We start from the raw sequence: 15,907 nt of genomic DNA on the forward strand, positions 1-15,907 counted from the left end.
ATGAATCTGAAGCTATTCATAAGCGGTAAATACACATCGGTCTGGTGGATTATCCTCTACCTGACCGGTGTTTATCTTACCGGGCGGTTGACTACACTACCGATGGTCGAATCGCACGGCGGATTGCTCTGGCCCGGAGCCGGACAATGGCTTGCCCCTGCGCTGCTCAACCGGGTCGTAAACTGCCTGCTCGTCCTGTTGTGCGGAGTCTTGCTGCTGCGTATCAACAACCGCTTCTCCCTTATTCAGAAGCATACCCTGCTGCCCTTTCTCTTCTTCCTGTTGCTCGAGCTCGCCTCCCCCGCCCTCTCCCTGTTGGGCGACGGAACGGTCACGACCGTGATATTGCTCTTGCTGCTCGTTCTCTTTTTCCAATCCTACCAATCCGACAGAGCACAACCCGCTTTTCTCATCTTCGGAGCCCTGGCATTGGGTACCCTCTTCTGTACCCGGTTCGCCTACTTTGTACCACTCTTTCTCATAGGTTTTTCGCAAATCAGATACCTGTCGGTAAAGTCGCTGTCGGGAGCCCTCATCGGGTTCATCACCCCCTTCTGGTTTATTGTGGGCATAGACCTGATACCCTTCTCGCAACTGACGTTGCTGCTGCCCGACTTTACCCCTACCCTGCCCGCAAGTCTGCCTTATGACCATCCGCAATTCTGGATTATCGTTTTAACGGCTCTTCTGGGACTTTTCTCAGGTACGACCATGCTCTATACCTCTTTCAACGAGAAACGCCAAATACGGGCCTATAATGGCTTTGTAAACCTGCTTTCGGTTTATACGGCACTCCTGCTCATACTCGATTACACGCATTACGCCTATTATCTGCCCGTGCTCAATGCGGCAGTCTCCATGCAGGCGGCCTTCTTCTTTACCAACAACGGCAACCGCAAACCGGGCGTAATTCTGTTTTACCTTATACTCACCCTTTACATAGCTCTGTTTATATGGAATTTATTGCCAGCCTAAGCGAATGGGGATATTTAGGACTCTTTATTGCCGCCTTCCTGGCCGGCAGCATCATACCATTCAGTTCCGAAGTGGTTCTGGGAGTCCTGCTGGTCGCCGGATACGACCCGTGGGGATGTGTCATTTCGGCCACGCTGGGCAATTGGTTGGGCGGAGTCACTTGCTACTACATAGGCTACCTGGGAAAAACCGAGTGGATACACACCTACCTGAAGATGCCTGAAGAGAAACTGGCCAAGATGCAACATTTCCTCCAGGGCAAAGGTTCGCTATTCGGGTTCTTTGTCTTTATACCGGTCATAGGCGACATCATGATTGTGGCCCTCGGACTGATGCGGGCCAACCCCATAGGCACCCTGCTCTCGATGATGGCCGGCAAATTTTCGCGTTACTACCTCGTGATTATCGGGGTAAACTACTTGAAAGAGTGGTTTCCCAATCTGTTTTAATCGACTTGCCAACAGGCGTCGTCGTTCAATAAGAGCGTGATGGCCCGGCGTACCGACTGGAAGGCAAATCGGTCGGGGTGAATCTCGTCGCGCGAAAGCCAGAAACACGACTCCACATCGTCGTGTGCGGCCAGTGCCCCCGAATCGCCCTTGTATTTGCACAGAAAGAAGAGATCCATCGTATGCACGTCGAAACCCGAATAACGGTAAATGTTGGGAAAAGAGTACATGTAACGCATCTGGTCGGGGTGCCACCCTATCTCCTCCGAAAGCTCCCGGGCCACAGCCTCCTCGACCGTCTCGCCGCACTCGGTAAATCCACCCGGCAAATCAAGCATCCCCTTCGACGGCTCAAAGGCCCGACGGCAAACCAACAGCCGCGACCGATTGTCCATCACAAAGGCTGCAACTGCCGCTTTGGGATTGATGTAGTAGACAAAGCCGCAATCTTCGCAACGCTTCGACGAAGCGTTGTTCTCTACAAACCGGTGCGAACCGCACCGGGGACAATATTGAAACAGATGAAGCGGGTGCATAATCTCTCTTTGTTTAGTTGACAACCAATATTTTGGTAACCACTCCCGACTGACTGCCGCTCGCACTCGACGAGGCAAAGACCAGATAGACGCCGGTTTTCACCCGCTTGCCGTTGCGGTCGCGACCGTCCCACGAAATTTGTCCACCGTTGGAATACCCTTGGAAAAAGAGGTTTCCGGCCGTGTCGGTTATCTTCACCAGACTGTTGTCCATCAATCCCGTTACCGAAATCCACCCCTCGTAATCGGGCCGTACCGGGTTGGGAAAAGCATAGACACTGCTGTAATCTTCGTTGCCCTGTACGGCATCGGAACGATAGGCGGCCAGACCGCTGGTCGTCCCCACATAGGCGATACCGGTCACCGGGTCGACCACTACCTCGGTCACAAAGTCCGACGGCAGCTTGCTGTTCTCGGTTGTAAAGTGCTCGAGCACCTCCGACCCATCGGCACTCACCACATAGAGCCCCGACTCGCGGGTACCTATCCACTTGCGGTTGGCACCGTCGACGAAAATATCGGTAATGTTGATATTCTGCAACAGATAGTCGGCATTGTCGGTACCGTCGTTACGGGCTATCTTGATGCGGGTACAACGAAAACTGTCGCTAAAGACATTGTCGGGATTCGTAATGACGATAGGTCCCGACGAAGTCCCTATCCAAATCTGGCCGTTATGATCCTCGGCAATGCAATTGTAGTAGTTGGGGGTAAAGGTCTTGTTGTCCTGGTCGATAAACGAAACCAACTTTCGAGTCCGGTCATCGGCTGTTGTATTGTAGGTACCCTTATCGTCGAAAGCAAAAACCCAACCCGGCCAATCGCCATAGATAACCCACTTGGGAGTAGACTGCTCGGGTATAAGCAACTTGGCATATTTGTTATTCACAATATCGGAATACTTGAACTGATACCAATCACTCACCTTGAGTTGGTCGGTACTGATTGACAGTTTCGATTTGGGCAGCATGCACACACCTACATCGCCGGTATGAGCCACCCACAAGTTACCCTCCTTGTCAAAGGTTACCACAGGCACACTCAATGCCCAATCCATATACTTCGTAAACGGAGAGTTTTCGGTCGTATAATGGCCTACACACTCGAAGTTCGTAAACTTGTATATGCCCTCGAACCAGGTACCTATGTAGAAAGTATTGGGATCATCGGGATCGAATGCCATGTTGTAGCTCGAGTATAACGTAGCGGCATGCTTGTCATTGACCAGTGGTAATTCACCAAAATCGATGGCGGTCCAATTGTTTTGATCCAACACGCTCATGCGAGTCTTCGCATACTGGTCTTCGGTTCCCCGACGAGGCCCCGAGTTGCTCACATACAACTTGTTGTCGTTTATAACCAGGTTCCAGGGATCGGCTACATTCGACACATTGGGCATAAAAGGCTCTTTCAACATGGTCACCTGGTCATTTTCCATCTTGAAGTGGCACAATCCATATTCACCCAAGGCCCATATCGACTTATCCTTTTCATACGAAGAGGTCACTACATCGGTCAGATACTTTGACTTATCATAAAAAATATAGGATTGATCATATTGAATGCCGTTATCCAAATTGCTCGTACTTACAAAAAATACATAGCTATCATTGGATACCATACAGGTCTCATAATATTTTTGTAAATATTTAGCACCTATCGACAATGTATGTAAGAGAGTCGTCAAATCTGATATTTTGTAGGTATAAATTGTTCCATTTTGAATGAAAAGCAAATACTCATCATTCATCTGCATCATGGCCGATGTCTCTACTGTTGACGCATAAAGAGTGTTCCATTGAGTCAAATTGTACTTAAGCACACTATCCTTATCCAGGTAAAAGATGCCGGCGTCATAAGCGATAAACCAGTATTTGTCACATACTTCTATCAGATTTATCTTCTCCCCGTAGTTGTACGACTCGCTCACCTCATACTTCTCGTCGTTGAGTACAACGATACCGAAGTCGGTGGCCAGATAGATGCGGTTGCCGTAAAACTTTACGTCGTTGACAGCCTTCGACGAGGTCATAATGGCATTCTTGATATCGGGAATATTGTACACCTTGCCGTTGTCGTAGAGAATATCGATATTCGAGTTGGCATATACCACCACCAGATAGTTCTTATCGTAGTTGTAATAGATATTTGCCACATCTATATCGTTCAACAGGTTGTTCTTGTTGTAGGACTCTATCTCCTCGGTCTCCTTGTCGAAACAGAAGAGCGAAATGCCCGACACGTAATAGACCCGGTCGCCGGTATCTATCACCTTCACGGGATCGCCCATCGACGAGTAGATTTGCCAATTGCCTACGGCCAACTGCGCCCGCGTCAAAAACGCAAACGACAATACGATGAAACCTATTAAAGCCGATATTCTCCTTGACATATCAAACGATTATAATGTATTCAAAAATTCCGACAACCTCTTCACGGCCCGAGCCCGATGACTAATCTTGTTTTTCTGTTCTTCACCCATCTGGGCAAAGGTTTCGTCATGACCTTCGGGTACAAATACCGAATCGTATCCAAACCCCGACGAACCCCTGCGTTCGTCGATGATACTTCCATCTATCTCGCCATAGAACAGATGTTCCTCACCCCCCAGAATCAAGGCTATGCAGGTAATGAAACTGGCTCTTCTATCCATCCGGTTTTCCAGATTGGCCAGCAGTTTGTCTATATTTTTCTCCGAGTCGGCAGGCTCGCCGGCATACCGGGCCGAGTATACACCGGGCTCGCCGTTGAGTGCTACTACCTGCAAACCGGTATCGTCGGCAAAGCAGTCGTAACCATATTTCTCCTTCACATAACGGGCCTTTTGCAAGGCGTTTCCTTCAAACGTATCGGCTGTTTCGGGTATGTCGTCGTGACAGCCTATGTCGTTCAAGCTGAGAATCTCTATCTTATCACCGACAATAGCCGAGATTTCTTCCAACTTGTGTTTATTATTCGTGGCAAAAACCAGTTTCATAATCAAAACCTTTTTTGTAAAAATAAGAATGCAGCCAAATTTCTGCTTCGAAAAATTCAACTGCCCTCCTCTGTTTATCTATAACGATAAATATCTCTTTTTATTTTAGATACCTATCGGTTGGGAGAATATCTGTCTCTCCCTGTTTTCCCGATATGTTGTATATTTCCTGAATCAAGTCTTTATCTTGTCGAATCCCTCGCCGTAAACACCTACGACATTCGATTGCGAAATGAAGGCCTTGGGGTCTATCGACTTGATCAACCGGAATATCTTCACCGACTCGTTACGTTTGGCCAGAATCATCAGCACCTTCTTGGGCTGTTTGGAGTACCATCCCATGCCATCAAGCACGGTTACACCCCGATGTATATCCTGGTTGACATGCGTAGCTATCTCTTCGTACTTGTCCGACAAAATCAGTATCTGTACCGACTGGCGCTTGCCGTTGATAACCATATCCATCGTGTAGCTCATCACACCCATCACCACATAACCGAAAATCATCTTCTCTATGCTGTGGAACAGCACGTACGAGCTGGCAATGATCAGGAAGTCGATATACATCATCATCTTGGCAAACGAGATGTTTTTGTACTTGTTGACGATGGCGGCGATAATATCGGTTCCGCCCGTACTGCCGTTCGATACAAATACCAGACCTACTCCCAAACCGCACAAAATACCACCGATGATGGCCGACATGAAGGGCTGCTCCTCGACCAGAGAGTGAGGTATGAACTCGGGCAGTATTCCCAGAAAGAACGAACACATGAACACACTGAAAATCGTGCGTACAAAAAACTTAAGTCCCAATACCTTGATAGCTGCCAACAACAGAACCACGTTGATGGTAAAATACGACACCGATACCGGTATCTTCGTTCCATAATAGATTAAGGCTGCAATACCGGTCACACCGCCGGTAGTAATTTCGTTGGGCAGCAAAAATCCAACCCAACCCAGCGCATACAGCAACAAGCCGAATATGATGACCATATAGTCTTTTACGGCATACAATACACTGTTAAAAGGCAATCGCATATTACTCTTTGTTTCTAAACTGTTTACTCCTTCTTATTATATTCTTGTATATCAAAAAAATATCCATGCCCACCACTCATGGCAAGCATGGATCAGGTATTTCATTATATCACAATATTGACAATCTTATTGGGCACCACGATAATCTTCTTGGGGGTCTTACCCTCGAGCCATCGGGCCGACGATTCGTGGTTGAGAACAATCTGCTCTATCTCTTCGCGCGGTGTACCGGACTTTATCTCGAGGCTGAAACGGGCCTTGCCGTTGAACGAGACGGCATACGTCACCACATCTTCCTTCAGATACTCTTCGTTCCACACGGGCCACTCGGCATCGCATACCGTCTGGTCGTGACCCAGCTCGTGCCACAACTCTTCGCTGATGTGCGGGGCAAAAGGTGCCAACAGAATAATCACCTTTTCGAGCATCTGCTTATTGCGCGATTTCAGCGCCGTCAGTTCGTTTACACAAATCATAAAGGCACTGATCGAGGTGTTGTACGAGAAGTTCTCCACGTCCCACGAAATCTTCTTGATGAGCTTGTGTACCGATTTCAACTCCTCTTTCGTAGGCTCGGCATCCTGCACGGCCAGCTTGTCGCCCTGATAGAAAAGGTTCCACAGTTTTTTCAAGAAGCGGTGTACACCGTCTATGCCGTTGGTATCCCACGGCTTGCTCTGCTCGATGGGGCCCAGGAACATTTCGTACAGACGCAACGTATCGGCTCCATATTTCTCGACAATATCGTCGGGATTGACGACGTTGAACATCGACTTAGACATCTTCTCTACGGCCCAACCGCAGATGTAGCGGCCGTCGTCTTCCAAGATAAACTCGGCCGTAGCAAACTCGGGACGCCATTTCTTGAATGCCTCTATGTCGAGTACATCGTTGCTCACGATGTTTACATCGACGTGAATGGGCGTCGTGTCGTACTCCTTGCGTTTGTTGAGCGTAACGAACGTATTGGTGTCCTTTATACGGTATACAAAGTTGGAACGCCCCTGTATCATACCCTGGTTGATAAGTTTCTTGAAAGGCTCATCCTCGCAAATCATCCCTTTGTCGAACAGGAACTTGTTCCAGAAACGGCTGTAAATAAGGTGACCCGTAGCGTGCTCGGTACCACCTATGTAGAGGTCGACATTGCGCCAATACTCGTTATTCTCTTTCGATACCAGCGCCCTGTCGTTGTGGGGGTCCATATAGCGCAGATAGTAGGCCGACGAGCCGGCAAAACCGGGCATCGTGCACAACTCCAGCGGATAGTGGTCTTCGGTCTCCCAGTTCTTGGCTCGACCCAGCGGGGGTTCACCCGTCTCGGTAGGCAGGAACTTATCCACCTCGGGGAGTTTCAACGGCAGCTTGCTCTCGTCGAGCATATAGGGCATGCCCTCCTTGTAATATACCGGGAAGGGTTCACCCCAGTAACGCTGGCGGCTGAAGATGGCATCGCGTAAACGGTAGTTCACCTTTACACGGCCTATGCCTTTCTCTTTAATGAATTTCTTGGTAGCGGCAATGGCATCCTTTACCTCCATGCCGTTCAGGTCGAGACCGTTGCCACACGAGTTTATCATCTTGCCCTCCTTGGCATCGAAACTCTCTTCCGACACGTCGCACCCCTCGATCAAGGGAATGATAGGCAGGTCGAAATGCTTGGCAAAGGCGTAGTCGCGGCTATCGTGAGCCGGTACCGCCATGATGGCACCCGTACCGTAACCGGCCAATACATAGTCGCTCACGTAGATAGGAATATGTTTGTTGTTCAACGGGTTGATGGCATAGGCACCCGTAAACACACCCGTCACGCTGCGGTCCATCAGACGCTCGCGTTCGGTGCGGTGTTTGATGCTCTCGAGGTATTTGTTGACAGCCTCTTTCTGCTCGGGAGTTACCACCTGTTGCACATACTCGCTTTCGGGAGCCAGTACCATGAAGGTAACCCCGAATACCGTATCGGCACGCGTCGTGAAGATGGTAAACTCTACGTCCGAGTCTACTACCTTGAACTGCATCTCGGCACCCTCCGAACGGCCTATCCAGTTCTTCTGCGTCTCTTTCAGCGAGTCGGTCCAGTCGAGTTTGTCGAGTCCGTCGAGCAGACGTTGGGCATAAGCCGATACCCGGAGGCACCATTGGCGCATCACCTTCTGCTCTACGGGATAGCCACCCCGTATCGATACTCCTTCGCTCACCTCGTCGTTGGCCAGCACCGTACCCAGTTTCGGACACCAGTTTACCATCGTGTCGCCCAGGTAAGCAATGCGGTAGTTCATCAGCGTCTCCTGCTGCTCCTTCTCGCTCTTGGCTTTCCACTCGTCGGCTGTGAACGAAAGCTCTTCGCTGCAGGCCGCATTCAACCCTTCGGTACCTTTCGTCTCGAAATGTTTTACCAGCTCTTCAATCGAACGGGCCTGTTGCCTGTCGTTGTCGTAGTAGCTGTTGAACATCTGTATGAAGGCCCACTGGGTCCACTTGTAATACTCGGGATCGCAGGTGCGAATCTCGCGGCTCCAGTCGTAGCAGAAACCAATCTTGTCCAACTGCTCACGATAGCGATTTATATTCTTCTCGGTCGTAATGGCCGGATGTTGTCCGGTCTGTATCGCATACTGTTCGGCCGGAAGTCCATAAGCATCGTAACCCATGGGGTGGAGCACGTTGAAACCTTTCAGCCGTTTGTAACGGGAATAGATGTCAGAAGCAATATATCCCAGCGGGTGACCTACGTGCAGACCTGCACCCGAAGGATAGGGGAACATGTCCAATACGTAGTATTTGGGTTTCTCCTTGTTTTCGGTAACCTGGTAGATGTGATGCTCTTTCCAGTACTTCTGCCACTTTTTCTCTATTTCTTTGAAATTGTATTCCATGATGAACAATATGTGATAGGTGATATTTTTTTAGTTACTCTTCTCTTAAATTCCCAGTGAAGCCGATATGTCGAGCATACGGCGTATGGGTTTGATGGCCTCCCGGGCTATGGCTTCGTCGACCGTGATTTCGGGCAACTCGTACTTGAGGGTATTGTACAGTTTCTTCATCGTGTTCAACCGCATGAAGTTGCACTCGCTGCAGCCGCAGGTACTGGCATCGTCGGGAGGGGCCGGAATGAACTCCTTGCCGGGGTTGCTCTTCTTCATCTCGTGCAGGATACCCGACTCGGTAGCTACGATAAAGCGTTTGCAGTCCGACTGGGTAGCAAAGCGCAACAAGGCGGCCGTCGAACCCACCTTGTCGGCCACAAGCAGAATGTCGCGTTTGCATTCGGGGTGGGCCAGCAGCAGGGCATCGGGATACTCCTTTTTCAACGCTACGATTTTCTCGAGCGAGAATTGCGAGTGCACGTGGCAGGCACCGTCCCACAGCAACATGTTCCGACCCGTGACGCTGTTGATATAGTTTCCCAGATTTTTGTCGGGACCGAAGATAATCTTCTCGTCGGCCGGGAAGCTCTCTACTATCTGTTTGGCGTTCGACGAAGTCACCACCACGTCGGTGTGTGCCTTTACGGCGGCCGAGGTGTTCACATACGAAATCACCTTGTAGCCGGGATGCTGTTTTACAAACTCGGCAAAGGCATCGGCCGGGCAACTGTCGGCCAGCGAACAACCGGCATTCAGGTCGGGGATGAGCACCTTTTTGTCGGGGCAGAGTATCTTGGCTGTCTCGCCCATGAAGTGCACGCCGCAAAGCACCAGTATCGACGCATCGGTCTTGGCGGCCCATTGGGCCAGCGCCAGCGAGTCGCCCACATAGTCGGCAATATCCTGTATATCGCCCGACTGGTAGTAGTGAGCCAGCACGACGGCATTCTTCTCACGCTTCATTTTCTCGATCTCGGCTACCATATCCACGCCTTCGGGAACAGGCATATCCACATAACCTTTGGAGATATTTACATCGAACATATATATTATTCCTTTTTTATTTTTTAATTTAAAATTCTTATTGTTGATGATAATAGGCTGTTGACAGTAAGGATAACTTCTTGTTAAAATAGTTGCTTTTTATCTTATCAACCTTCGGGGTTTACGTTATCCGTGTCTTGTCAACGTCATTATCCTGTTATAATGAGCCTATTAAATTCCTTATCAACGCCCTGTTTACAAACTGCAAAGTTAATAACTTTATTCTATTTGCATGATTGATAAATAGATATTTTGAGGTGGATATTTCAACTCACAACTGGTGCATATATTATTTGCATTTTTACGGGGAGGTGTCGTATAGAGGTAATTTTCTGATTTCAAAATTTTGTACCGCTTTTTATGTCCCCATTTTATAACGCCTTATCCACACTTGTACACACGGTTATTAACGACGCTGTTTACAGGGTAGGGGACGGATGAAAGAAATTGTCTTTGTCGGGTGTATGTATTATCTTTGTCGACACTTGTAAAGAGAGTCCTTTATGAAGAAAAAGAGTATTTTCGACCTGCACAGGGTTTCGCAAGAGGAGTTTAAACATCTCGAAAAGATACCGTTAGTGGTTGTGTTGGACAATGTGCGCAGTCTCAACAACATCGGATCGGTATTCCGTACGGCCGATGCCTTCAAGGTAGCCTGCATCTACCTTTGCGGAATCACCGCTACACCGCCGCACACCGACATACACAAGACGGCACTGGGGGCCGAGGATAGTGTAGACTGGATTTATGAGCAAGATACCTGCACGGTTGTTGATAAGTTGTTGGCGGCCGGTTACGAGGTCTATGCCATCGAACAGGTGGAGGGGAGTATAAGCCTCACCGACATCGAGTTGGACAAGAACAAACGATATGCCGTAGTGTTGGGCAACGAAGTAAAGGGGGTACAGCAGTCGGTTGTCGACAAGTGTACGGGCAGTATAGAGATACCGCAATTTGGTACCAAACATTCGTTGAACGTGTCGGTTACGGCCGGTCTGGTCATTTGGGATTTCTTCAAACAACTGGGGTTATAGCGAACCCTGTTCTACCAGAATGCAGATGCGCTCGATGGTCTTGTCTTTACCTTCGGGTTGCCAGTCGGTCTTGAGCGAGGCGCCGAACATCTTGCCGAAAAATTGCCAGAAGTTGGCTCTGAAGCTCCCCAGAAAAGCCTTTATCAACTCGTAGGACGATTGGTTGCACTCTCTGTTTATCAGCTTGATAAGCATCTTACCCTGCGACAGGGTAAACTTTTTCAACACCGGTTTATATTGTTGGAAAACCTCTTTCTCCATACGTTTCATGTGCTGCTCGCGTGCCTCGTCATCGGGGAGAGTCTCCATATATTCATAGGTCTCTATGAAGATATTGTAGATGAGTTTGGCATAGGGTAGGGTCTTTTTCACATCGCGTACGGTTTTCCAGTAAAATTTCTCCTCCTTTTTGTTTTTGAATTTTTCGGGGGGAAATACATAGAAGGTGCGTAGTCCTATCAACGCTACCGTATCGTTGTCGATAACTACCCGATAAAAATGTTTATAAGCCGGATGTTCCTCCTGAAAGATCTGTGCCTGAAGGCTCGGAACCATCAGAAAGAGAAAAAGAAACAATATGGACCATCCTCTTTTCATCGGGTACAAATGTAAATCTTTCGATTTTTCGATGACTATTTTTTTGCAATAATTATAATATTAACCGGTGTTGATAGTGTATGTGTACAGATTGTCCATATCTTGTGGATATGATTGTTTATTTATGGTTAATAGTTTAATAAATAGAATTTTACAAATTGTTTATAACGTGAGTATTTTTTGTATTTCGGTGGTTGAAAACCCGTGGATAAGCTGTTGGTATGGCTGTTTTCAGACTTTTGTCTCCCGATTGTTTTTTCATAAGTTGATAAATCGTTGACATCCTTGTTTATTATTCTTATATATAATTGACATATAAATAGATATAGTTTATTCACAACTTGTGTATAACTTGAAAAGGAGTATATAGATTTTACAAAAATCTATGGTTGGATAGTAGATAAATTCTACCTTTGTAAAGTAAAAAGAGTATTGCTATGCAGACAGTGTTATTTCATGAAATCATTTACGGACCCGTGCACAGCCGTCGTCTGGGCATATCGCTGGGTGTGAATCTGTTGCCGACCGATGGCAAGTTGTGCTCGTTCGACTGTGTCTATTGTGAGTGCGGCTACAATGCCCAGGGAGTGGGCAAGAGCGGGTTACCCTCGGCCGACCAGGTAGAAGAGGTGTTGAAAACCCGTTTACAAGCCATGCACGAGGCAGGCGAAAAACTCGATGTCATTACCTTTGCCGGCAATGGCGAGCCTACGTTGCACCCGCAGTTCGAAAAGATTATAGATACTACGCTCTATTTGCGCGATCACTACTATCCCGAGGCCAAGATAAGCGTGCTCTCCAATGCGACCCGCATTCACACCGAATCGGTATTCAGAGCCTTGAACCGGGTAGACAACAACATACTCAAACTCGATTCGCTCCGTCCCGAGACGGTGGCCCTGATCGACAATCCCAACGATCCCCACTTCGACGTGAACCGTGTGGTATGCGACTTGAAACGCTTTTCGGGCAATGTAATCGTGCAGACCATGTTCCTGCGTGGCTGGCACAACGGACAGCGCATCGACAATACCGTAGAAGAGGAGCTCTCGCCGTGGTTGGAGGCGCTGCAGTACATTTCGCCTCGTTCGGTGATGATTTATACCATCGACCGTAAAACCCCCGAGGAATCGCTCGAAAAGGTCTCTCGCGAGGAGTTGGAGCAGATAGCCGCCCGGGTGAGGGAGCTGGGGCTGGAGGTTTCGGTATCGGCCTGATGGCTGTTCACATGATATGAACATAGGCTGTCGATAATACAAGAAAACCCGATGCAGTTTATCTGCATCGGGTTTTCTTGTGAGGTAAAAGGGTGATGTGTTATTTCACAATTACCTTTTTACTTTGTGTCGAAAGAGTGTTATGAACTTTTACTATGTAGATACCTTGGTTAAGGTTTAGGTCTCTTTCGTTGATTACCCGGCCTTCCCATACGAGGCTGCCGCTTGTGGTATATACCTGTACGGCGGCATCGTCGGCTACGATTCGGAGTATACCGGGCAGGCTCCATACTTTAACCCCTGCAGTCTCGGTTTCGTCGATAGCCGATTCGTCGGCAAATTCGGCCGTTACTACCGAAGCCATCTTCACGACAAACGACGAACCGCTTACGCTCACGCCGTTTACCTTCACGTTTCTCAGCAAGTAACCTTCGTCGGGGAGAGCCGTGATGGTAACCGTGCTGTTCTTGGCCACCTTGTCGCCCGAGTTTACTACCTCGTTATTCTCGTTGCGCAGTTCCAGTGAACCGTTCTCCGAGGGTTCGATGGTGATGTAGGCCTCGTTGCAGCCGCTGCCGTCGCCATCGATAGAGACTTTCCAACCCTTCTTCGTAGCGATGGAGGTTTCGCTGGTTTCGGCTTCGTTTTCATTGCTGATACCGGCGATAAAGAGGTTGACGTTGGTAGGAGTCGTGGCACAAACGGGCAGGTGATAGAACAGGTCGTTGAGCTCGCAAGCCGTCATACCGTTGCCCGAGCACTCGATGTAGTTCAGTTTCGTGTTGTTCGACAGGTCGATGGGTTCGAGTTGGTTGCCGTCGCAGAAGAGGCGTTCGAGCTCGGTATTTTTCGACAAGTCGAGGGTCGTAAGCTGGTTGTTCGAGCAGGTGAGTCGCACCAGTTGCGTGTTGTGGGTTACGTCGAGCGAAGTCAGGCCCATGTTGCTGCATTGCAGTTCCTGCAGGTTGGAGAGCATGCTCACGTCGATAGAGCTCAGTTGCGAGTTGTTCTGTACGTCAAGCAACATCAGTTTGGTGTTGTTGGTCAGAGTCACGCTCGAGAGCGAGTTGTTGCGTATCACAGCCTCTTCGAGTTCGGTATTGTTCGACAAGTCGATGGATGTCAATTCGCAGTTGTAGCAGGTAAGCGAGAAGAGTTTCGTATTCTTCGACAGGTCGAGGGTACCTATTTCGTTGTAAGAGCAGTCGAGTTTGCCCAATTCGGGGTTCTTCGACAGGTCGAGCGAGGTAATACCCGTCCAATAGCAGTCGAGGGTAGCCAGCGTAGCGTTGTGGGTTACGTCGAGCGAAATCAGGTTGTTTTCGGAGCAATCGAAATAGTCGATCAAGCCGCTGATACGGATAGTCGTACCCTTGGAGTTGCCGTCGAGTCTCACAATTGATTCGTTGTCGATGGTCATGGTCTCGATTTCGCCGTTGCCCCAGTCGATTTCAACTTCGGTTTCAGGGTCAATTCCGCTTATTCCGAACGAGAAAGGCACGTTGTTCTCTACCTCCATGGCAATGTAGTTGTTGGCAGCGATGGGGATGAATACGGCCGATACGGTTACATTCTCCGAAGCAGCAAAAATATTGCTGTTGATGCGTTGGCCGTTCACCTCGTAGTAGCGCACCTGATAACCTTCGGCAGGCGAGGCGGTGATGTAGGTAGGTACACCCGATTCGAGCTGGTTGTTTTCGACTGCGTGCAGTTCGTGTGTTACCAGGTCGGGTTGCGAGAGGGTGAAGGTTCCCAATTCGGAGGGTACGATTGTAGCCGTCACCGTGCCGCAGGTAGCACTGCCGTCGCCTGTAACGTCGACTGTCCATTTCGATTCGGTAGCGATGTAGGTGTCGCTGGTCTCGGCATTGCTGCCTTCGAGCAGCAGGTTGGGGTAGGGGCTTGCACTCTCCAGACCCGAGAGAGTCTGATACATGTAGTTGAGGCTGCAGGGAGTCATACCCTTGTTGTTGCGAATATCGATGGTATTGATGCCCTGGTTATAGTAAAAGTCAAGGTAGGTAAAGAGGTTGTTGGGGCCCCAGAATCTTGTCAGGTGAGTGTTTTGGCTCAAGTCTATTTCGGTAAGCAGATTGTCGCCACACTTGAGCGAAAGCAGGTTGGACATGTTCGACACGTTCAGTTTGGTCAGTTGGTTGCCATCGCACGAGAGGTTGGTGATTTTGCTGTTTCCTGTCAGGTCGAGCCGGGTCAACTGGTTGTTGCTGCATACCAGGTCCATCAGGGCGGTATTGGCAAATACATTCAGTTCGGTCAGATAGTTGTCGTTGCAGAAGAGCTTTTCGAGTTTGGCATTTTGGGTCAGGTCGATTGACTGGATGTAATTGTAGCGAATGTCGAGCTGTTGCAGTTCGGCCAGTTTGGTAACGTCTATCTCTGCCAGAGCATTCCCCTCCAGGTTGATGGAGTAGAGATTGGGGCAACCCGACAGGTCTATGGCGCTCAGGTCGTTGTTGTAGGCCGTAATCGACTCCAGAGCACTGCCTTCGCTGGGCAATATGATGGTTGTGATGCCACCCCGGTCGTCGGGGTTCGACGCATCGGTTTTATCGTAGCGGCAGTCGAGGTTTCTCAGTTTTTTGTGTTCCGACAGGTTCAGGAACATCAGTTTGGGGTTGTTGTAGCAGTTAAGGGTTTCGAGGTTGGGGGCACCCGAAATATCGAGATTGGTGCGTTCTATCTCGTTGCGGTAGCAGTCGAGTGTGGTCAACTCGGGTTCGTTGACAATCGAAAGCGAAGTTACATGTGCTTCGGAGCAGTCGAACGAACGCATGGACGAGAGTATCCGTATCGTGTCGCCCACTTGAGTGTCGCTCACGCTGCGGGTCCACATACCGTCTACGGTATACTCTTTTTGAACACCGTCGCCCCAGTCGACAATCACTTTACCGTCCGAGGCTACCGGCGAGGGGTAGAAGGTAAACTCACTGCCCAGTTCGAGCGAGGTGGTGATTTTTATTTCACCCCATGCCTCTGAAACTCCCAGAACGAGGCACAACGAAAATAGGAAACTTGTAAATTTTTTCATACGATTTGCTTTATTTTGGTCTTTTGCAAAGGATATATCTGTCGAAATGAAAATTGTTTAATACAAAAATGAGAAAAAAATAAGAGAATAGCAATACGCAGGGTGTTGCTATTTA

At 48.9% G+C, this 15,907-nt stretch carries 12 protein-coding genes; 4 read left to right on the forward strand and 8 right to left on the reverse strand.

All coding sequences use genetic code 11. From position 1 onward, the window contains the following. Positions 1 to 975 (forward strand): hypothetical protein, encoded by a 975-nt coding sequence (locus B5F38_RS03260; RefSeq protein WP_087407896.1) that lies wholly within the window; start codon positions 1 to 3, stop codon positions 973 to 975. Further along, positions 954 to 1,424, forward strand: coding sequence for a VTT domain-containing protein (locus B5F38_RS03265; protein WP_087407897.1), 471 nt, complete (start codon positions 954 to 956; stop codon positions 1,422 to 1,424). The genes B5F38_RS03260 and B5F38_RS03265 overlap by 22 nt, the downstream gene beginning before the upstream one ends. Here the strand turns inward: B5F38_RS03265 and B5F38_RS03270 are convergent. From B5F38_RS03270 to nadA, 6 genes are all read right to left on the reverse strand, one after another. Continuing rightward, a complete protein-coding gene (locus B5F38_RS03270) occupies positions 1,421 to 1,960 on the reverse strand; it encodes an NUDIX domain-containing protein (RefSeq protein WP_087407898.1) in 540 nt (179 codons plus the stop codon). The two genes, B5F38_RS03265 and B5F38_RS03270, sit on opposite strands and share 4 nt — an antisense overlap. 13 nt (positions 1,961 to 1,973) lie before the next feature. After that, positions 1,974 to 4,352 (reverse strand): two-component regulator propeller domain-containing protein, encoded by a 2,379-nt coding sequence (locus B5F38_RS03275; RefSeq protein ID WP_087407899.1) that lies wholly within the window; start codon positions 4,350 to 4,352, stop codon positions 1,974 to 1,976. 9 nt (positions 4,353 to 4,361) lie between these two features. After that, positions 4,362 to 4,937 (reverse strand): non-canonical purine NTP diphosphatase, encoded by a 576-nt coding sequence (locus B5F38_RS03280; RefSeq protein WP_087407900.1) that lies wholly within the window; start codon positions 4,935 to 4,937, stop codon positions 4,362 to 4,364. 174 nt (positions 4,938 to 5,111) lie between these two features. Next, on the reverse strand, positions 5,112 to 5,981 hold the full coding sequence (locus tag B5F38_RS03285; RefSeq protein WP_087407901.1) for a YitT family protein: 870 nt from the start codon (positions 5,979 to 5,981) through the stop codon (positions 5,112 to 5,114). Positions 5,982 to 6,085: 104 nt separating this feature from the next. Then, a complete protein-coding gene (gene leuS, locus B5F38_RS03290) occupies positions 6,086 to 8,857 on the reverse strand; it encodes a leucine--tRNA ligase (RefSeq protein ID WP_087408043.1) in 2,772 nt (923 codons plus the stop codon). A 45-nt stretch (positions 8,858 to 8,902) separates the two neighbouring features. Then, positions 8,903 to 9,895 (reverse strand): quinolinate synthase NadA, encoded by a 993-nt coding sequence (nadA, locus tag B5F38_RS03295; protein WP_087407902.1) that lies wholly within the window; start codon positions 9,893 to 9,895, stop codon positions 8,903 to 8,905. 503 nt (positions 9,896 to 10,398) lie between these two features. Here nadA and B5F38_RS03300 point away from each other — a divergent pair. Further along, on the forward strand, positions 10,399 to 10,929 hold the full coding sequence (locus B5F38_RS03300; RefSeq protein WP_087407903.1) for an RNA methyltransferase: 531 nt from the start codon (positions 10,399 to 10,401) through the stop codon (positions 10,927 to 10,929). Here the strand turns inward: B5F38_RS03300 and B5F38_RS03305 are convergent. Then, a complete protein-coding gene (locus tag B5F38_RS03305; RefSeq protein WP_087407904.1) occupies positions 10,924 to 11,526 on the reverse strand; it encodes a DUF4294 domain-containing protein in 603 nt (200 codons plus the stop codon). The genes B5F38_RS03300 and B5F38_RS03305 overlap by 6 nt on opposite strands. A gap of 437 nt (positions 11,527 to 11,963) precedes the next feature. Between B5F38_RS03305 and B5F38_RS03310 the strand changes: the two genes are divergently transcribed. Further along, on the forward strand, positions 11,964 to 12,743 hold the full coding sequence (locus tag B5F38_RS03310) for a radical SAM protein (protein ID WP_087407905.1): 780 nt from the start codon (positions 11,964 to 11,966) through the stop codon (positions 12,741 to 12,743). Between the two features lie 100 nt (positions 12,744 to 12,843). Here the strand turns inward: B5F38_RS03310 and B5F38_RS03315 are convergent, their stop codons facing one another. Continuing rightward, positions 12,844 to 15,792 carry a T9SS type A sorting domain-containing protein gene (locus B5F38_RS03315; protein WP_143240893.1) on the reverse strand — a complete coding sequence of 983 codons (2,949 nt, stop codon included), beginning with the start codon at positions 15,790 to 15,792 and terminating at the stop codon, positions 12,844 to 12,846. Positions 15,793 to 15,907 lie beyond the last annotated feature (115 nt).

It is taken from the genome of Barnesiella sp. An22 (assembly GCF_002159975.1).
GTDB classification, from domain to species: domain Bacteria; phylum Bacteroidota; class Bacteroidia; order Bacteroidales; family Barnesiellaceae; genus Barnesiella; species Barnesiella merdigallinarum.